The sequence below is a fragment of the Acidithiobacillus sp. TH-A117 genome, from assembly GCF_057473465.1.
The window spans coordinates 1-18,164 of record NZ_JBYCKQ010000022.1 but is presented as its reverse complement, the minus strand read 5'-3'; the positions used below and the strand labels follow the sequence as shown (position 1 = coordinate 18,164).

Below are 18,164 nucleotides of genomic sequence, written 5' to 3'. Positions count from 1 at the left end.
GATTTTTTTAAGCCAAAAATGCTTCAGCATGATTTTTTTGCAGGGCAACATCTCTATCCATCTGCAGTAAACTGCAGAGTGACGCATAAGTATCATTGAGCGCCGACAAATTATCTTCTTTGACTTTCCGTTGTTGGCTCAGGGACTGAATACGCGGTTGAATGTTGGCCGATGAGTCGACAATGGATTCCAATGCCGTCAATTTTTCCTTGGACTGCGTGGCAAAAAGCTCCAGCTGCCGATTCATTAGATCAAGAGACTCATTGACCCAATTACGCAAATCTTTCCGGGTTTCCTCGACAAAAGCTTCAACTTGCTGTGCGAGAGAAAAAAAGGCCTTGCGCACTACAGACCCCTGGGTAGAGGCCGCAATTTCCAGACGCTTGCCAAATCGCTCATAACGATCCGCCATTGCCAAGAGCTCTGCCCGACGGGGCAGTATAGCATAAGGCATGGTATCCAGCTTAGGTAAGCCATACTGCTGCTCCAGTACCCGATAGGCATCCAGCATCAGCGCCGACAAGCGGTTGGCACGTTCCAGTGCATTGTCAAACTGGGCAATGGTTTCCTCAAAAAACTTTGAGAATCGCTCATAAATACCCACAGTAGTCCAGGCTGCAAGCAACTCCGCACGCGCAGCAGCTACAATCTGATCCAGTTTTTCCAAAGAAAGTGCCTGCAGCAACCAGGTGTTGGCTGATTCCAGAAATTCTTTTTCTTTCATAATAAAGGTATCGCGGTCCCCGGCAAAAGTACGCATCAGCTTTTGCTGTCTTTCCAGCAACCGGGGTAATTGCTCTCCCGTTTGCGCCTGCAGACGCTCCATACTTTCAATTTCACCACAGAGATTTTTAACCTGCTCTTCCAGGAGTACCCGCTGATCAATGACTACCCGATTGATCAACCTTTGCGCACTGGACAGAATGGAAGCTCGCTTTCCTGGAATCAGAATTTCGGCGATGGCATTCTCCAGTTCAGCCAGCCCACTGCGCTCGCACAAGCCCTGATCCTGGCGTATCCGCCCCAACAAACCCTTTTGCGCAGAAGCGGCAATGACCTGCTCCAAGTTTAAATTCAAGCTCTTTGCGGTTCTTTCCCGCTGCATCAAAATAGCTGTGGCCTCTTCTTCAGAAGAACGCAAATCATCCCAAAGGGTGTCCACCTTGTTCAGTACGACCAATTGATTCTGCATGGCATTACGGCCCAAGGACTGCTCCCATATGGCCAGATCGCTCTGGGTCACACCAGAATCGGCGCTCAGTACAAATATCAAAGCGTCAGCACCCCGGGCTGCTTCCAGACCCAAATCAGCTTCGCTTCCCAGAGAATTAAGGCCTGGTGTGTCTAATATGACCAGTCCTGCTTCCAGTACTGGATGCGCCCATTGCAATAACGCATAGCGCCAACGGGAAATTTTTACTTTGCCCTCACCACAAGAACTACAATGAGTAGCCTCTGTTTGCCCGCCAAACTCCTTGATTTGTGCACATAGCCCATATTTACGTGCCTCCTCCAGAGGTACGCAAAGAGTTTCCGTCAATTGCGCCATCTTTTCGCTACAGTCTTTTCTATCTTCAGGATTCAGCAGAAAGAACGTCCAAAGATCACGAATCTTTTTGAGCTTATCGACAGAATCATGGAGGGTCCGACTGCGAATGGGTAGGAGCTGCAAGGATGGACTCTCATGGCTGTGGGTGATTTCCACCGGGCACATGGTCGTTTGTCCGGGACCGGAAGGCATCAAGCGCGTGCCCAAGTCCGAAAAAAACAGGGCATTGATCAATTCGGATTTTCCTCGGGCAAATTCACCGAAAAAGGAAATACGGAGCTGGTCACTGGCAATTTCCCGGGAAAGATTATCCATTCGCAGCATGGTACCGCTGGGAAGAATTTCCAACTCTACGGAGAGCTTGGCAATTTGGTGGACAGCATTCGCGATGTGCAAGCGCCATTGATGATATTCACGCAAACGCTCAACAAGCAAAGGCAGGGACATGTTCTTCTCTCCATACAAGCAACAGATCATCCGAGATTGGCTTGGCCGCTTCCGGTCGAATCAAGGACATTATAATGTAAAGTGATCTTGCCACAATGAAAAAGGGTTTGAAAAATTTCTATTCCGCCATGCGATGCAGAAAAAAAGCAATAATCGCAAATAATGCAATGGGTAAAATAGTCGCTATAGATGGACTGATACCGCCTGATACACTGATATACCCTGACATTTCGGTCAGAAAATGGAAGCCCAGCCCGAGGATCAGACCGGCCATGATCCGCGCTGCCAGGCCGCCTCCCCGAGGATTACGGGTAACAAAAGGCACTGCCAGCAGAATCATGATGAGTCCCACCCATGGGTAACTCAAGCGCCGCCAGAAGGCCAGGGCAAAGCGGTTCATCTTGAGGGCCCCGGTCTGGAGATGCTGATAGTTGCGCCAGAGCGTTGGCAAGGTCATGGTCCGCGTCGGATGGGCGAAACTGCTGAGGGTGGAGGGTGGAAGATCAATGCTCCAGGGCTGACTTGACTCATGACGAATTTGTATCCGCTCCGGCGTAATCGACGAAATTGCAACGTCTTGCAAAACCCAGTGGCCGCCGGCAAAGTGCGCAGAGCTGGCGCTGGTCAGGGTTTTTAATTCCACCATACCCGGACTGAGAGAAACCATACGCAAATCCTGCAACGATTTACCGTCATTTCCCACGGCGCCAATCTGGATCAGTTGATGATTCCGACGCAACCAGAGCCCCTGTTCTCCCATATTATGAAATCCAGCCCCCGGCTGACTGGCATTGGCCCACATGGCCTCGGCGGCGGGCGCTGTCACCGGAATCACCCACTCACCCAGCACAAACATGCACAGGGTTCCTATCAAACCCACCAGGAGCAGGGGTTGTTCCAGGCGCCACAATGACCAGCCGGACATTCGCAAGGCAACCACCTCAGAATGTCCGCTGAGAATACTCAACCAGATCAGCGTACCGAGCAGCAAGGCCAGGGGAATGACATCATAGGCGACATCTGGCAGTTGCAGCGCCGCATATTGCATCAGCCGCGCCATGTTCCAGACCCCATGTCCGGGACCCGATGATTTGGCAATGAGCTGGGCGACATAGACCAGTCCCAGCAATAACACCAGAACCACCCCACTGTAGGACAGCAGGCCGGTAAACAGCAGTCGATCAGCGCGTTTCATGACACTCTCTGCCTGAACAAAACGGGCAGCAGGCCAAGATCCCGATTTCTACGCCAGAAGGTGTAAAAAGCGATGACGCCAATAAACAGCACCACCCAGAAAAATCCGGGATACAGTGGCATTTTCCCGGCCATCATGTGTTCCTTGAAGTAAATCAATATATTATTGATGGCCAGCAGCAATAAAACGCCCAGCAACATGCCCGCCGCCCGACCGCCACCGCGCGGTTCGCTGTAGGCCAACGGTATCGCCAGTAACGCCAGCAGTGGCAGAGCGATAGGCCATATCAGCCGCCATTGCAGTTCGGTCACCGCATAGCGCTGGTCCTGGTCTTGCATGTGACTCAGCAAGGTTGGCAGAGAAGCACTAGTCCAGTTGATTCCGCCTGCCTGGTTATTATTTGCCACAGTGCTCCCGAGCATCACCCGATAGCGCGCAAAGGACAGCACCTTGAAACCATTCTGTCCCGGTAACCCCAGATAACGCTGACCATCAATCAGCACCAGACTCAGTCCACCGTCACTTCCCGGAATAATTTCTCCATAGGCTGCCGAAGCCATATCCGATTGTTTGCCGTGAGCAATGGACAGAAAGATTTCATGGTAGCGGTGGGTGTTTTTGCCTATGGCCGAACCTACATAAATCACCCGCCCCCCCGGCAAGGAGGTAAAACTACCGGGCTGAAGCATGGCTTCGGCGGCGGCATTGGCCAGCCTTTCAGATTCTGCCTGTAGCGTGCGCTGGGCGGCAGGGGCCCAGGATAAGGACAGAGCCAGTTCCAGGCAAAACACCACTCCGACCACAAACGCCACTCCCGGTAACAACCCGATCAGCCCCGTACCCGTGCTGCGAATGGCGACCATCTCATTGGAACGATAAAGATTATTGAAAACCAGATAAACCGCAAAAAAGAAGGCGAGGGGCAACACTGTCACCAGCAAGGTAGGTACAGCCAGCCCCAGAAGTTGCAGAACAATGGGCAGAGGCAATTGCCCTGAAGCCACCTGCTTCAAGAGCTGGGTCAACTGACCGATGGCCAGAATGGCGAGAATGACCAGACAGGTCAGCAGAAAAGTGACCGTCACATTGCGGATGATTTGCCAGCGAATGCGGGTCATGAGAGCTTTTTTTGCCAGGCAAGTCTTGATTCGCGACCGCTTTGGGGCTTACTTTGTATACTTTGGTTCATATTAAATTCCTCACCTAGAGATTATCAGGAGATTTGCCGTGGAGATAGCCATTCATAGCCTCAAACCAAGTGCTGACAATAACGATTGCATAGTCATCGGTGTTTATGAACAGGGCATTCTCAGTCCGGGGGCCACCCTGGTGGATGTAGCCAGTGCAGGAGCCATACAGTCTTTTCTGGCCACCGGCGACTTCACCGGCCAATGTGGCGAAACCCAAATATTGTATAAGCTCTCTGGTCTGGCCACCCCAAGGGTGATGGTCCTCGGCCTGGGCACACACGGCAAACTCAGCGACAGCAAATTCCGCAAGGCTATTCAGGGCGCCAGCAAAGCCCTGCGGCAGGCACAAATAGTACAAGCCAGTTTTTATCTGCTGGACACCCCGGTAGCCCGCCGCTCTCCGGCCGCCCTCAGTAAAATCCTGGTACAAACGGTAATGGATAGTGATTACCAGTTTGATCATCACAAGGAACCTTCAGAAAAGCCCCGGCGCAGCCTGACTCAGCTGCATATCCACGTATCCGGGGGAGACGAGGAAGAAGCGGCAGTCAAGCGTGCCTGCACCGAAGCTCTGGCTACTGCCCGGGCTGTCGCCTGGGCCAAAGATCTGGCCAATGAACCGGGTAATATCTGTACTCCCATCTGGCTTGCTGAGCAAGCCGAAGCCATGGCACAACGCACCGGCATCAAAAGCACGATTTTAGGCCCTGACGCTATGGAGGCCTTGGGTATGCGGCTGCTACTTGGGGTCGCTCAGGGCTCCCGACAGGAGCCCCGCCTGATCATTCTGGAATACTGGGGTGGCTCGGATGAACAGGCTCCCATTGTTTTTGTGGGTAAGGGGCTGACTTTTGATGCCGGCGGTATCTCCCTCAAACCGGCCGACAAAATGGACGAGATGAAGTACGACATGTGCGGCGGCGCCTCCGCCCTTGCTGCCATTCAGGCCGCTGCCGAACTGAAATTGCCCTTGAACATCATTACGGTGGTTCCGGCTTCGGAAAACCTGCCCGACGGCCAGGCCACCAAACCCGGCGACATCCACAAGAGTATGAAGGGTCTGACGGTGGAAATCATCAATACCGATGCCGAAGGCCGCCTGATTCTCGCCGATGCCCTCACCTATGTAGAACGCTTTGAACCCGATGTAGTGATTGACATGGCTACCCTGACCGGCGCCTGCATCATTGCTTTGGGTCATCAGACTGCGGCGGTTCTCGGCAATAACGAAGACCTGGTGCATGACCTGATCCGTGCTGGCAAAGAAAGCATGGATCGGGCCTGGGAATTGCCGCTGTACGAGGAATATCAGGAACAGTTGAAGAGTCCTTTTGCCGATCTTTCCAATGTCGGTGGCCGGCCTGCGGGTACCATTACGGCCGCCTCTTTCCTATCGCGCTTCACCGAAAACTACCATTGGGCGCACCTGGATATTGCCGGAGTCGCCTGGAAAAGCGGCGAAAACAAGGGAGCTACCGGTCGTCCAGTCTCCTTGCTGGTAGAGTATCTGCTTCACCGGGCGCATCACGCTGCCTGAAACCGGGTGTAGATTGCCTACTGCTTCCTTTTACGATTTGCCCGCAACCCTGTTGACCCCGCAAGAGCAGCTGCGGGGCATCTGTCGTGTTATCCACAAGGTCTGGCAAGTTGCCGGGGAAGCAGATATTCTTTGTGACAATTTGGAAACTGCCCATAGCCTGGATAATACACTCTGGGTTTTTCAAGCCGATGCTTTTATTCCTCATGGATTAGGGGTCGGTAATCCTGTGCGAATATTCCACCAAGATCCTTGGCCGGAGTGTTGTAAAGTGACAGTGTTATGCAACATATCCGAGTTGCCTACAGCGTTACCCAGATCTGACCGGCTGGTGGATTTTATTCCGGTCGCGTCCGAGGCCAGGAATCAAGCCAGAGAACGATATAAGCAGTTAAAAAGCCTTGGATACACTTTGCAAGTACACGCCCTGGAAGCCTGAGCGGAGAAAAATCGCCATGAACCACAACCGTAAGGAACCCGTGCTCGAAGGAGCTCTGGAAGAAAACGAAGACGCTCCCCTGCTGCTCACCAATATAGTGAGGGAAGGATTGCCCCCTCCTCTTTGGCGGCATGAAGAATCCATAGAATCTACAAAAGAATCTAAAAAGCTCCAAAGTCAGCAACCCGCAGAGACTCTGGACAATAAACCAGCCTCCACCGAAAAAACTTTTTCAATGCAATGGGAAGAGGCAAGGTCCTCGGCTGCTGCAACTGCCACAGACCCTGCAAGTACCCCTCGTTATACCCAAAGCAGTGCATACCTGAAGGATCCAGAAATCAGCAAAGCACCAAAGGATTTCGAAGACAATGATCTTGAAGCAGCATTGGCGCGGATGCGTGAAGGACTTAGTCAATATACAGCTTCCAGACACGAAACGACCGCAGATGAAAAATTGAATGCTGATATTGAGCCTCATGTTCCCGGCATTGTTAGCGATAAGCTAAAGCCAGCTCCGGACAACCATGAATCAAGCTCACTGAGCTCGCCTGTTGATAGGGATATGGAGCCCATATTTACTGATACGGCTGATACGGCTGATACGGCTGATACGGCTGATACGGCTGATACGGCTGCCATGCCAGCTTTCACCCGAAACGATCCTGAATCAACCCCTATTACTCACGAGTCAGAAAATATACCTTCTGCAGAATCTGTTCGTTCACAACACGATGAACCTATCCACGAAGAACCCATTCAAGAGCCTGCAGAAATCCCTCACAGCACTGGGCACTTCACCCAGGAACCCGCTCTCGAAAAAACCCCCTTTGATCTTGATTTTCTCAAGGATTTTGAGCAACTATTATTTCAGGAAATAGAAAGACGGGTCATGAACGAAATGGAAGAGCAGATGATCGAACATCTGCAGAAGATCTGGAAAGAACAGTTAAGTCTGACCATGATGCGGACCCTGGCCCTGGAAGGGATAAAACTGCGTGAAAGCCTTGCCCAGGAGATGCGCAAATCGCTCCCGGAAATCCTCCAGCGCGTTCTGCATAATGGCCTGGAACAAATCATTCCCACCGAAGCTGACTGATGAAGGCTCATGACTGACCATTTAGATCGCCCCTTTGCTCCCGCCGAGATTGAAGCCACCTGTTACCAACACTGGGAGGAGGAAGGCGTATTTCAGCCCCGCGCTGGCGCGCAGCCTTATTGCATCATGTTGCCGCCGCCCAACGTCACCGGCAACCTGCACATGGGCCATGCGTTTCAGGATACCCTCATGGATATTCTGGTCCGGGTTCACCGGATGCGTGGCGAAGAAACCCTCTGGCAGCCCGGCACCGACCACGCCGGCATTGCCACGCAAATGCTGGTGGAACGCCAGATTATCCAGGCTGGTGGCGATCGTCATCAAATGGGCCGCAGCGCTTTTCTGGAAAAAGTCTGGGAGTGGCGGCATAGCTCCGGGGGGCATATTACCCGGCAGATGCGGCGTTTGGGTGCTTCCTGTGACTGGACCCGGGAACGCTTCACCCTCGACAGCGGTCTGTCCCGGGCGGTCACCGAAGTGTTTGTGCAACTGCATGATGAGGGCCTGATCTATCGCGGTAAACGCCTGGTCAACTGGGACCCGGTCCTGCGCACAGCGGTTTCCGACCTGGAAGTGCTCAGCGAGGAAGAAGACGGATACCTCTGGCATATCCGCTATCCCCTCAGTGATGGCAGTGGTTCTCTGGTGGTCGCCACCACCCGTCCGGAAACCCTGCTGGGTGATGCCGCCGTGGCTGTCCATCCCGAGGATCCACGTTACGCAAGCCTGATCGGCAAAACCCTGCGCCTGCCCATCATGGGCCGCGAGATTCCCATTATTGCCGATGAGTATGTGGACCCGGAATTTGGCTCGGGCTGCGTCAAAATCACCCCGGCTCATGATTTCAATGACTATCAGGTGGGTCAGCGCCATCATCTGCCGCTCATGAATGTATTCACCCCGGACGCCCGCATCCGCGAGCAGCTGGAAGTGTTTGCCGGCCCCGATATACGCGAAACCACAGCCGAAGCCATTCCTGAATCATTGCAGGGTCTGGACCGCTATGCCGCCCGTAAACAGATCATTGCCCTATTGGAAGCCGAAGGTCTGCTGGTTAAAACCGACCCCCATAAACTGATGGTGCCCCGTGGTGATCGTTCCCAGGCGGTCATCGAGCCTTACCTGACCGATCAGTGGTACGTGCGGGTTGCGCCGCTGGCTGAGCCTGCCATCAAGGCCGTGGAAGAAGGCCGGATTCGTTTTGTCCCCGAAAACTGGAACAAAACCTACTTTGACTGGATGCATCGCATTGAAGACTGGTGTATTTCCCGACAGCTCTGGTGGGGTCATCAGATCCCGGCCTGGTATGGTCCAGACGGGAAAATTTTTGTGGCCCGTCATGAAGAAGAAGCCCAAAGCCAGGCCAGCCGCCATTACGGCATGCCGGTGGTGCTGGAACGCGATCCGGATGTGCTGGATACTTGGTTCAGCTCGGCCTTGTGGCCATTCACCACGTTGGGATGGCCGGAAAAAACCCCGGATCTGACGCGTTTTTACCCGGGCAGTGTGCTGGTCACCGGTTTCGACATCATTTTTTTCTGGGTAGCGCGCATGATCATGATGGGTCTGCGCTTCATGGATGAAGTACCCTTCCAGGAAGTCTATATTCATGGCCTGGTGCGCGATGCCGAAGGCCAGAAAATGAGCAAGTCCAAGGGCAATGTGTTGGACCCCATAGACCTGATCGACGGCATCAGCCTGGAGGATCTAGTCAGCAAGCGCACCCGGGGGCTGATGCAGCCGCAAATGGCCGCTAAAATCGAAAAATCCACCCGCAAGGAGTTCGCCGAGGGCATTCCCGCCTTTGGTACCGATGCCCTGCGTTTTACCTTTACTGCGTTGGCCACCCAGGGCCGGGACATCAAATTTGACCTGAAGCGCGTCGAAGGCAACCGTAATTTCTGTAACAAGCTCTGGAACGCCTCCCGTTTTGCCATGATGCAGGTACCAGAAACAGGATTGTTACAGGGCGATCAGACCCTGATGGCCCCGGAACGCTGGATCATCGGCCGCCTGCAGCACTGCGAGGCCGCTGTAAACCATGCCATTGATCAGTACCGTTTTGCCGATGCGGCCCATGCGCTCTATCAGTTTTTCTGGAACGACTACTGCGACTGGTACATCGAACTGTGCAAGCCGGTGTTGCGAGCGGATAGCGCTTTCACCGCCGCCCAGCAATGCGGCACCCGCAACACCCTATTGCAGGTGCTTGAAGCCGGATTGCGTCTGCTGCATCCGGTGATGCCTTTCATTACGGAAACGCTCTGGCAACGTATTGCCCCCATGCTCGACAAAAGCGGGAGCAGCATTGCCCTGGCACCCTACCCGGTAGCCGACCTGCAGCGCGTGGATCCCGAGGCGGATGCAGACACGGAATGGCTGATCCAGTTCATCCGTGCCGTGCGCTCGGTGCGTGGCGAAATGGACATTCCTCCCGGAAAATTGTTGCCGGTTCTCCTGCAGGGCGGAGATGCCGAGGATCGTCGCCGTGCCGAACATTACCAACCCTGGCTTTTTGCCCTGGCCCGTTTGAGCAGCCTGGACTGGCTGCCGGACAGTACCGAAGTGCCACCAGCCGCTCTGCAGTTATTGGCTGAGCTCAAAATTCTCGTGCCCCTGGCAGGGGTCATTGACGTGGGCGCAGAGCAGGCTCGCCTGGGTAAGGAACAGCAACGTCTGGAGGCTGATCGCAGCAAAACCCTGGCCAAGTTAGGGCAGGAAAGTTTCCGCAGTCGCGCTCCGGCGGAGGTCGTCGCCAAGGAGGAAGAGCGCCTGCGGGAAATCGAAGCCGCCCTGGAGCAACTGGCCGAACAGGCTGCCCGCCTGCAACAACTGTGAAAATGCCGGATACGCCATCCCTCCAGAATCACTACTACCCGCTGGAGCTCCTTTTCGGCAAGGTCTTTTCGCCTTTCGAACAGTTTCTACGGCGGGCAACGGCAGGCGGAATCATCCTGATTCTGGCAACCGTCCTCACCCTCTTCCTCAGCAATTCACCCTGGCATACCCAATATCACCTCTTCTGGGAAAAGCATTTCGGCATCCACTGGGGCCATTGGGTGCTGGACCAGAGCCTGCACCACTGGATCAATGACGGGCTGATGGTGGTCTTCTTTTTTGTGGTGGGCTTAGAGCTGAAGCGGGAATTTCTGGTCGGAGAATTATCCTCGCTGCGGGATGCCGCCCTGCCCATTATTGCCGCCGGGGGCGGTATGCTGGCACCGGCCCTGATATATCATCAGATCAATCCCAGTGGGCTGGCAGCCGGGGGCTGGGGCATTCCCATGGCGACAGATATCGCTTTCGCCATCGGCATTCTGGTGTTGTTGGCCTGGCGCATTCCCCGTAATCTGATTGTTTTCCTGACCGCTCTGGCTATTGCCGACGATCTGGGCGCGGTGTTGGTCATTGCTATTTTTTATACGCCTTCCTTAAGCCTGACGGCCTTATTCATTGCCGGCCTTTTGCTCCTGGGCCTGGTGCTGCTCAATCAAAGCGGGGTACGCAAGGTACTACCCTACCTGATTCTGGGTCTGCCCTTCTGGTACTTTGTGATGCTGTCGGGCATCCATGCCACCGTCGCCGGGATTCTGCTGGCTTTTACCATTCCCGCAAGAGGACGGATTCGTCCCGATCAACTGGCCGATACCCTCAGTGCGCGTAGCGAAAACCTGCGTGACACCATCATTCACAGCAAGCGCCTGGATCCCCTGGTCAATGGCAAACTGGCGGGCATCATTCAGAGTATTGAACACAGCAGCGCCGAGGCCATTGCGCCCCAGCAGCATCTGGAACATCGCATCCAGCCCTGGGTGACTTTTCTGGTGATTCCCGTTTTTGCTCTGGCCAATGCCGGCATCAACTTTGCGCACGTCAACAGCGGCATGTTACTCAGTCGCGTCACTCTGGGAATTTTTCTGGGGCTGGTTTTCGGAAAATTTGCGGGAATATCCCTGACGAGTTGGTTAGCTATTAAAATCAAGCTCGCCCGCCTGCCCGGTGGAGTGCGCTGGCCCCATCTGCTGGGTGCTGCCTGGCTGGCGGGAATAGGGTTTACCATGTCTCTGTTTATCAGTGATCTTGCCTTCAAGGATGCGCACATGGTGGAAGAAGCCAAGCTGGGAATTTTGCTGGCCTCCCTGACGGCTGCCTGTATAGGGCTACTCTGGCTTTTTTGGGTCGGCAACAAAATCAAGGAGCTGGAATGATTCCTGAAGATCTCCCGGACGTTGTCCGCCAGGCATTGCGCGAAGATCTGGGCAGTGGTGACCTGACCGCCGCCCTGATTCCTGAAGGGCAAATGCTCAAAGCGCGGATTATCAGCCGGGAGCCCGGTATTGTCTGCGGACAACCTTATGCGACCGCAACTTTTGCCGCCCTGTCTGCACAATTGCATGTGCAGTGGCAGGTTGCCGAAGGGTCCGCCGTTATAGCCGACCAGGAGCTCTGCATCATTGCAGGTCCGGCTCGGGCGCTACTCAGCGGCGAACGCTGTGCCCTGAATTTTCTGCAGACCTTATCAGGTACGGCTACAGCAGTGCAGGATTATGTGGCATTACTGCAAGGCACCCGCACCCACCTGCTGGACACCCGTAAAACCATTCCCGGCTTACGTCAGGCACAAAAATATGCAGTGCGGATAGGGGGCGGTCATAATCACCGACTCGGGCTCTTTGATGGCATCCTCATCAAGGAAAATCATATCGCCGCCTGTGGCAGCATTACGGCCGCACTCCATGCCGCTCAGGCCCTTGCTCCGGCCCTGACCCGCATCGAAATTGAGGTGGAAAATCTGGAGCAACTGGAAGAGGCCCTGGCCGCCGGTGCCGACATGATCCTCCTCGACAACTTCACGTTGGAAAACCTGCGCAGTGCCGTCCAGCGGGTGAATGGCAAAATTCCGCTGGAGGCATCCGGTAACATGGGCTTGCACAATATTGCTGCGGTGGCCGCAACAGGCGTCGATTTCATCTCCGTTGGCAGCCTGACCCGCAATCTGCAGAGCCTGGATTTGTCCCTGCGCTATTTTTGACAGGCCCGGAGGCTTTCAGGCCCGGGCTTCAGCATCCAGACTGCGCAGAGTTTCGTCCGCTCCGGCTGCGGCGGTCAGGTCTGCCACATTTTCCTTGGTAAAAAAGCCCTGAAAACCGCCAAAACGCTGCACATATTCAACAATCAGGGAGGAGTGTTCCGAAGCGCTGGAAAAAATCTGCTTCAAGCCTTCCTGCTCCGACCCAATCACCTGCAGGAGAAATTTCTGTCCGCAGTTTTGCAGGGCATCCACCACATAATCAATGTTGATCTGATTATTGGTATGACCATCCTGGACGCCTACCGCCAGATGATGCAGACGTGGTCCAAAATTCCGCACAAAGGCTTCGGTCGGTGAAGGTTGACCGATCAGATGATTGCAAAAGTAGGGATGGTTGGCCGCCGTAAATACCTTGGCAGGACTGTTCAACACATTGTCGTAATGAACGCTCTTGGTGACATTGGTGGAAGAGTTCTGATCGGGAATATCGTAAGAACCCCAATAATAATAACTGGATAAGGTCAGATATTCGAGAATGGCCACTTCCCGGTTCTGGCTGTACACCCGGGTGGCCAGATGATCAATGGGCAGCAGCAACTGATCCAGACCGAGTTTTTCCCGCAGCAGCTTGGCCTGTTCAAAGGCCACCTGCATATCATCGCGAATGGAAGACAGGCCCAGGGAATACACCCGGATGTCATTATCAGGGCGTTCCCAGTAAGCGACAATATTGTGGGTATAGGGAGAGGGCTTGACGATGGCCATGTTGCCCGGCAACTCGAGATGCCGCACCTGCTCCTGGTTGAAAAAGCGGATTTCCCGGCTTTTTTGGACTTCCAGTACCTCATGGAGATTTTTGACCTGAAAGACTTCGCCCATATAGCGGGAATTGGGGCGTTTGGCACCCACCGGATACACTTCATTCAAGCTGCGGAAGATGCCGTGCAAACCGGGGTCCTTGACTTCACGCACCAGTACATCGGGCGCATTCATATCAATGCGGAGAATATGGGTGGAATGCTGGTCGGTTTCGAGAGTTACCAGATAATTATACGGGGTCATCAAGCAAAGTTCATGGACATAGGCGGCAGAATGGCCCGGCTCCACGGTAATCATCAGGGCATCAATCCGGCCGATATTCTCCGTGAGTCCCTGCCGATCCCGATCCTCCAGCAAACGTCCCAACCATTCCTCAAAAAAAGCCGAATTCTGCTTGTCACCCTGCCGCTTGAAATCCATTGATGCTTTCATTCATTCACCATCCTCTCCACCAGACAGCTTTAGTGTAACGCGGCACAGATTTCTGCCCAAGTGCCGCAGGAGTTTTTCCCTATGAAGGATAAGGCCATAATTGACAATATACCGCTTAGTCGGTATCTTCATCACCCATGATGACTATGGTTCAACGTAAAACCCGCAATCCGGAGCAAACCCGCAATGATTTGCTCGATGCTGCTTACACCGAAATTCTAGAATCGGGCTTTCAGGCGGCCAGTCTGGAGCGCATTCTTGCCAACACCTCGGTGAGTAAAGGCGCCCTTTATCACCACTTCGGCACCAAGCGGGATCTCGGTCTTGCGGTGATTGAAGAAGTGATTGGCCCCCAACTCGAAGGTCGCTGGTTCAACATGCTCGCCCAGCATAGTGATCCCATCCGTGGTCTGCTCAAACTCATCGAAGAAAAAATTGCCTCCGCCGATGAATCCGTCATTCGCTACGGCTGCCCCCTCAATAATCTGATTCAGGAAATGAGCCCTCTGGATGAATCCTTTCGCCAGGGTCTGCAAAAAATTATCGAACGCTGGGTGGAAGTGGTTACCGAGGCGCTCAAGGAAGGTCAGGCCTCAGGAAAAGTTCGCGCAGATACCGCCCCCCAGGATATCGCTCTTTTCATTGTCGCCTCTATTGAGGGCTGTGTCGGCCTCGGGAAAAATGCCCAGTCTGTAGCGGCCTATCAGCGCTGCCTCAAACAGCTGCAAGTCTATATTCAATCTCTCGCTGTCTGAACACATAGTATTACCATCACCCTTTTCACGTCCGAATAAGGAGTTAAAGTCATGTCTGAAATACATTCCGAATGGCTACAACTGGATCAGGACTTGCGTGCCTGGTACGCCCGTCCCGGCGGCCCCGGTCCCCATCCCGGTGTCGTCATTTTTATCGAAGCTTTTGGGGTGAACAGTCATTTTCAAGATGTCGCCGAAAGATTTGCCCGCGCCGGATACTGTGCCATCGTTCCTGATCTCTATCATGGCAAAGTTTATGAATACAGCGATTTCGAGAATGCCATCGGGCATCTCAAAACCCTGAAAGATGATCTCGCCATGCAGGAAGCCGGACTGGCCATTGCCGAACTGCACAAACGTCCAGAAGTCCGCAGCGATGCCATCGGTGCCGTGGGTTTTTGTATGGGAGGGCGTTTTGCCTTTATGGCGAATGCGGTGCATGCCGACAAGCTCGGTGCATCCGTGGCTTTTTACGGTGGTGGTATCGCCCCCGACCAGGATCCGGCCGGTCGCCAACCGTTACTCCACTTGGTCGACCAGATGCGGGCACCCCTCCTGCTGCTCTATGGGGCTGATGATAACTCCATCACTCCGGAAGAACATGGACGTATTGCCACTGCCCTGAGTGCGGCCAAAAAGCGCTACACCCTGACCCTGTTCCCCGGTGCTCCCCACGGCTTTTTTGCTGATCCGCGCGATAGTTACCGCGCGGAAGCGGCCGCAGAGGGCTGGCGCCTGACCCTGGATCATTTTCACCAATATCTCGGGAGATCTGCATGACGCACAAGCTATTCACACCCTGGGACCAGCGCAGCGTCACCCTGCGTAACCGGATCATCGTTGCCCCCATGTGTCAGTACTCCACACCCGATGGCGTGGCCAGTGACTGGCATATGGTCCATCTGGGCAGCCGGGCAGTAGGTGGCGCTGGACTGGTCATGGCCGAAGCCAGCGCAGTCAGCCCCGAAGGTCGCATTTCGCCCCGGGATTTGGGTATCTGGAATGATCAGCAGGCTGCAGCGCTAGCACCTATCACCCAATTCATGAAAAAGCAGGGCGCGGTGCCAGCCATACAAATTGCCCACGCCGGACGCAAAGCCTCCACCCAGGCACCTTTCGATGGTGGCGCTCCCATTGCCGCGAACCTAGAACAGGGATGGCTACCGCTAGGTCCCAGCCCCCTCCCTTTCAGTTCCAGTCACAGCGTCCCGAAAGCCATGGATACCCAGGATCTGGAAAAAGTCCGCAAGGACTTTGTGGCCGCTGCACAGCGCGCTCTGCAAGCCGGATTTGAGGTGCTGGAATTGCACATGGCCCACGGCTATCTCCTGCACAGTTTTCTGTCACCAGTCAGTAATCAACGGGAAGATGCCTATGGCGGCAGCCTCGAAAACCGGATGCGCCTGCCTCTGGAAATTACCGATGCCGTGCGCGCCGTCTGGCCTGAGCATCTGCCGCTGTGGGTACGCATCTCCGCCACCGACTGGGTACCCGGCGGCTGGGATCTGGAACAGTCCACGGTTCTTGCCGGACACCTCAAGGATAAAGGCGTAGACGTCATCGATTGCAGCAGCGGCGGAATGACCCCCGATGCCGTCATCCCTGCCGGACCCGGCTTTCAAACACCTTTTGCCCAACATATTCGCGAAAAAGTCGGCATCCCTACGGTAGCCGTCGGGCTGATTACCCAAGCCATGCAAGCTGAGCATATTCTGGTCAACGAACAGGCAGATGGCATTGCCCTTGCCCGGGAATTACTGCGCAATCCCTACTGGCCCCTGCATGCCGCCCGGGAACTGGGAGTAGACTTGCAGTGGCCTGAGCAATATGATCGGGCGAAATTGCGCTGACGCCTTTTCTAACCCCATTGCCGTAGTGAACATTGCAGTTGCCGGGACGGATTTCTGTCCCGGCTTTCTCTATATTCGGAGTCATTGACTGATGTCCTCTGATCAAAAATCGCCAGCCGCCCTGATGCCTTTAGCCGCGCTGGCCCTGCTCTCCATGATCTGGGGATATAACTGGGTGGTCATGAAAGTCGCCATTACTGACTGCCCGCCCCTGCTTTTTGCCACCCTGCGCGTCTGGCTGAGTGTGCTTGTTCTCATTCCCCTGATGCTCTGGATGAAACGACCATTATCCATGCCCTCTGCCCGCTACATCATTCCCTTCGGCCTGCTCCAGACCACCGGATTTATCGGTCTGGCCCTGTGGGCACTGGAATATGGCGGGGCTGGGAAAACCGCCATTCTCGTCTACATGATGCCGCTCTGGCTGATCGTGTTCGCCTGGCCCTTGCTAAGCGAAAAACTCCACGGCTGGCAATGGCCGGCGGTGGTACTGGCGCTCTTGGGTCTGATCGCCATTCTCAAGCCCTGGAGTTTCAGCGGCGAATGGGCAGGGAGTGTGATCGCCCTGATTTCTGGCATTTTATGGGCGGCCTCGGCCCTCTGGCAAAAGCGTTATGCCCCTCCTGGTATGGATTTATTTAACAGCACCCTTTGGCAAACGATTTTTGGCGGACTGGGGCTGATTGTCATGACGCTCTGCATAGATCCGCTCACCGTCCACTGGACCCCGGTTTTTGTCGGTGCCCTGATCTATAACGCCATTCCTGGAACTGCTCTGGCTTATTTTCTCTGGGCCTACGCCCTGCAAAAACTGCCTTCCGGGATTGCCGGAATGGGCACCCTGGCCGCCCCTCTCATTGGCGTGATCGCCGCCTGGCTGCAATTGGGAGAAACGCCCGGGGGCTGGGAGGCTGTGGGTATGGTCTGCATTTTCATCGCTCTGGCCCTGGTTAGTTGGCAGCATTTGCGTCCCCAGGAACAAAAATCCGCCATTCTGCCCACAGGCCAGGAATAAACTGGCAAACAATAAACTGGTATCAGGAAAAAAGCGGTCCAGACACCCTTAGACCGCAGTGTATTGCGTTTCTTCCAGCAGCTTGCGTAATGGCGCCACCCCGATCCGTTTAAGGGGCTTGCCGTCCACCGGTGAAGCCGGACTACGGCGATCTTCGTCCAGACCAAAAATGACCAGCCGGATTTCCGCTCCACCATATTCTATTTTCAGACAGGGATAATCTTCCGCCGGAGCATCACCGAAATGCAGGCGCTGCCAGCTTTCTTCGTAGGGCGTTTTCTGGTCCATCAAAAAGAAAATCACGCTTTCCGGCGTATCCACAAACAGGTGCAAGGTGATAACCCCATGTCGGGTCGCGGTGCCACTCAGCACCGGCCCTGTCAGGCGCGGCTGAAAGTCCTCCAGCCACAACATGGCTTGCAGTGCCTGTTCGCGTAGTTGGCGCAGATCTGCGGCATGATCCGGGCCATGAAAAAGATTCAGTCGGGCCTGCAGCTCCACTTCCACTTCACTGTTATTCGGCCAGTGGTGTCGGGCATCGCCCCCCGTCCCCAAGCGGCGCGCCGCTTTTTCCTTGGCCACTCGAAAATCGACGACCCCCTCCTCTGCCATGATCCGCGCCGATTCCACCGCCAGCAAACGGCGTAAGCGCTGGGATTGCTGGGTCTTGCTCATGGGCGGCACTCCGATGATTGTCGTCAGGGTCTATAACGCATAAGATAGCGCGTAAGCGAGAGTGGCGGAATTGGTAGACGCACTGGATTTAGGTTCCAGCGCCGCACGGCGTGGGAGTTCGAGTCTCCCCTTT

General features: G+C 54.7%; 15 protein-coding genes. 10 read left to right on the top strand and 5 right to left on the bottom strand.

All coding sequences use genetic code 11. The features are described from left to right. Window positions 1–7: 7 nt before the first annotated feature. From AC2VLR_RS04360 to lptF, 3 genes are all read right to left on the bottom strand, one after another. Window positions 8–1,996, bottom strand: a complete 1,989-nt coding sequence (locus AC2VLR_RS04360; RefSeq protein WP_486881011.1) for a dynamin family protein — start codon at window positions 1,994–1,996, stop codon at window positions 8–10. Between the two features lie 118 nt (window positions 1,997–2,114). Beyond that, window positions 2,115–3,191 carry an LPS export ABC transporter permease LptG gene (gene lptG, locus AC2VLR_RS04355; RefSeq protein ID WP_486881010.1) on the bottom strand — a complete coding sequence of 359 codons (1,077 nt, stop codon included), beginning with the start codon at window positions 3,189–3,191 and terminating at the stop codon, window positions 2,115–2,117. Continuing rightward, window positions 3,188–4,309, bottom strand: coding sequence for an LPS export ABC transporter permease LptF (gene lptF / locus AC2VLR_RS04350; RefSeq protein ID WP_486881009.1), 1,122 nt, complete (start codon window positions 4,307–4,309; stop codon window positions 3,188–3,190). Before lptF ends, lptG begins: the two co-directional genes overlap by 4 nt. A gap of 109 nt (window positions 4,310–4,418) precedes the next feature. Between lptF and AC2VLR_RS04345 the strand changes: the two genes are divergently transcribed. Genes AC2VLR_RS04345 through nadC form a run of 6 tightly spaced genes read left to right on the top strand, consistent with a single transcriptional unit; the run spans window position 4,419 to window position 12,485 of the window. Beyond that, window positions 4,419–5,918 (top strand): leucyl aminopeptidase, encoded by a 1,500-nt coding sequence (locus AC2VLR_RS04345; protein ID WP_486881008.1) that lies wholly within the window; start codon window positions 4,419–4,421, stop codon window positions 5,916–5,918. 13 nt (window positions 5,919–5,931) lie between these two features. Then, complete coding sequence (locus AC2VLR_RS04340) at window positions 5,932–6,357, top strand: DNA polymerase III subunit chi (protein WP_486881007.1); 426 nt, start codon at window positions 5,932–5,934, stop codon at window positions 6,355–6,357. 16 nt (window positions 6,358–6,373) lie between these two features. Continuing rightward, window positions 6,374–7,453, top strand: a complete 1,080-nt coding sequence (locus AC2VLR_RS04335; RefSeq protein WP_486881006.1) for a hypothetical protein — start codon at window positions 6,374–6,376, stop codon at window positions 7,451–7,453. 9 nt (window positions 7,454–7,462) lie between these two features. Next, window positions 7,463–10,291: a valine--tRNA ligase gene (locus AC2VLR_RS04330; protein WP_486881005.1), complete on the top strand. Its 2,829-nt coding sequence runs from the start codon at window positions 7,463–7,465 to the stop codon at window positions 10,289–10,291. Between the two features lie 2 nt (window positions 10,292–10,293). Then, window positions 10,294–11,661: a Na+/H+ antiporter NhaA gene (gene nhaA / locus AC2VLR_RS04325; RefSeq protein ID WP_486881177.1), complete on the top strand. Its 1,368-nt coding sequence runs from the start codon at window positions 10,294–10,296 to the stop codon at window positions 11,659–11,661. Next, complete coding sequence (gene nadC / locus AC2VLR_RS04320) at window positions 11,658–12,485, top strand: carboxylating nicotinate-nucleotide diphosphorylase (RefSeq protein ID WP_486881004.1); 828 nt, start codon at window positions 11,658–11,660, stop codon at window positions 12,483–12,485. Before nhaA ends, nadC begins: the two co-directional genes overlap by 4 nt. Before the next feature lie 15 nt (window positions 12,486–12,500). Here the strand turns inward: nadC and AC2VLR_RS04315 are convergent, their stop codons facing one another. Beyond that, window positions 12,501–13,736, bottom strand: a complete 1,236-nt coding sequence (locus tag AC2VLR_RS04315) for a hypothetical protein (RefSeq protein ID WP_215844304.1) — start codon at window positions 13,734–13,736, stop codon at window positions 12,501–12,503. Between the two features lie 146 nt (window positions 13,737–13,882). Between AC2VLR_RS04315 and AC2VLR_RS04310 the strand changes: the two genes are divergently transcribed. From AC2VLR_RS04310 to AC2VLR_RS04295, 4 genes are all read left to right on the top strand, one after another. Further along, window positions 13,883–14,491, top strand: a complete 609-nt coding sequence (locus AC2VLR_RS04310) for a TetR/AcrR family transcriptional regulator (protein ID WP_486881003.1) — start codon at window positions 13,883–13,885, stop codon at window positions 14,489–14,491. A 51-nt stretch (window positions 14,492–14,542) separates the two neighbouring features. Beyond that, a complete protein-coding gene (locus AC2VLR_RS04305) occupies window positions 14,543–15,271 on the top strand; it encodes a dienelactone hydrolase family protein (protein ID WP_486881002.1) in 729 nt (242 codons plus the stop codon). Next, on the top strand, window positions 15,268–16,341 hold the full coding sequence (locus AC2VLR_RS04300) for an NADH:flavin oxidoreductase/NADH oxidase (RefSeq protein WP_486881001.1): 1,074 nt from the start codon (window positions 15,268–15,270) through the stop codon (window positions 16,339–16,341). Before AC2VLR_RS04305 ends, AC2VLR_RS04300 begins: the two co-directional genes overlap by 4 nt. 91 nt (window positions 16,342–16,432) lie before the next feature. Then, window positions 16,433–17,356: a DMT family transporter gene (locus tag AC2VLR_RS04295; RefSeq protein WP_486881000.1), complete on the top strand. Its 924-nt coding sequence runs from the start codon at window positions 16,433–16,435 to the stop codon at window positions 17,354–17,356. Window positions 17,357–17,404: 48 nt separating this feature from the next. Here AC2VLR_RS04295 and AC2VLR_RS04290 read toward each other — a convergent pair whose 3' ends face one another. Beyond that, on the bottom strand, window positions 17,405–18,031 hold the full coding sequence (locus tag AC2VLR_RS04290) for a nucleotidyltransferase (RefSeq protein WP_486880999.1): 627 nt from the start codon (window positions 18,029–18,031) through the stop codon (window positions 17,405–17,407). Window positions 18,032–18,164 lie beyond the last annotated feature (133 nt).

What these genes read in the sequence shown, in the direction of transcription:
- lptF (WP_486881009.1), bottom strand. Translation starts at nt 4,309, where the DNA reads ATGACCCGCATTCGCTGGCAAATCATCCGCAATGTGACGGTCACTTTT.
- AC2VLR_RS04330 (WP_486881005.1), top strand. Translation starts at nt 7,463, where the DNA reads ATGACTGACCATTTAGATCGCCCCTTTGCTCCCGCCGAGATTGAAGCC.
- lptG (WP_486881010.1), bottom strand. Translation starts at nt 3,191, where the DNA reads ATGAAACGCGCTGATCGACTGCTGTTTACCGGCCTGCTGTCCTACAGT.
- AC2VLR_RS04290 (WP_486880999.1), bottom strand. Translation starts at nt 18,031, where the DNA reads ATGAGCAAGACCCAGCAATCCCAGCGCTTACGCCGTTTGCTGGCGGTG.
- nadC (WP_486881004.1), top strand. Translation starts at nt 11,658, where the DNA reads ATGATTCCTGAAGATCTCCCGGACGTTGTCCGCCAGGCATTGCGCGAA.
- AC2VLR_RS04335 (WP_486881006.1), top strand. Translation starts at nt 6,374, where the DNA reads ATGAACCACAACCGTAAGGAACCCGTGCTCGAAGGAGCTCTGGAAGAA.
- AC2VLR_RS04295 (WP_486881000.1), top strand. Translation starts at nt 16,433, where the DNA reads ATGTCCTCTGATCAAAAATCGCCAGCCGCCCTGATGCCTTTAGCCGCG.
- AC2VLR_RS04305 (WP_486881002.1), top strand. Translation starts at nt 14,543, where the DNA reads ATGTCTGAAATACATTCCGAATGGCTACAACTGGATCAGGACTTGCGT.
- nhaA (WP_486881177.1), top strand. Translation starts at nt 10,294, where the DNA reads ATGCCGGATACGCCATCCCTCCAGAATCACTACTACCCGCTGGAGCTC.
- AC2VLR_RS04310 (WP_486881003.1), top strand. Translation starts at nt 13,883, where the DNA reads ATGGTTCAACGTAAAACCCGCAATCCGGAGCAAACCCGCAATGATTTG.
- AC2VLR_RS04360 (WP_486881011.1), bottom strand. Translation starts at nt 1,996, where the DNA reads ATGTCCCTGCCTTTGCTTGTTGAGCGTTTGCGTGAATATCATCAATGG.
- AC2VLR_RS04300 (WP_486881001.1), top strand. Translation starts at nt 15,268, where the DNA reads ATGACGCACAAGCTATTCACACCCTGGGACCAGCGCAGCGTCACCCTG.
- AC2VLR_RS04315 (WP_215844304.1), bottom strand. Translation starts at nt 13,736, where the DNA reads ATGAAAGCATCAATGGATTTCAAGCGGCAGGGTGACAAGCAGAATTCG.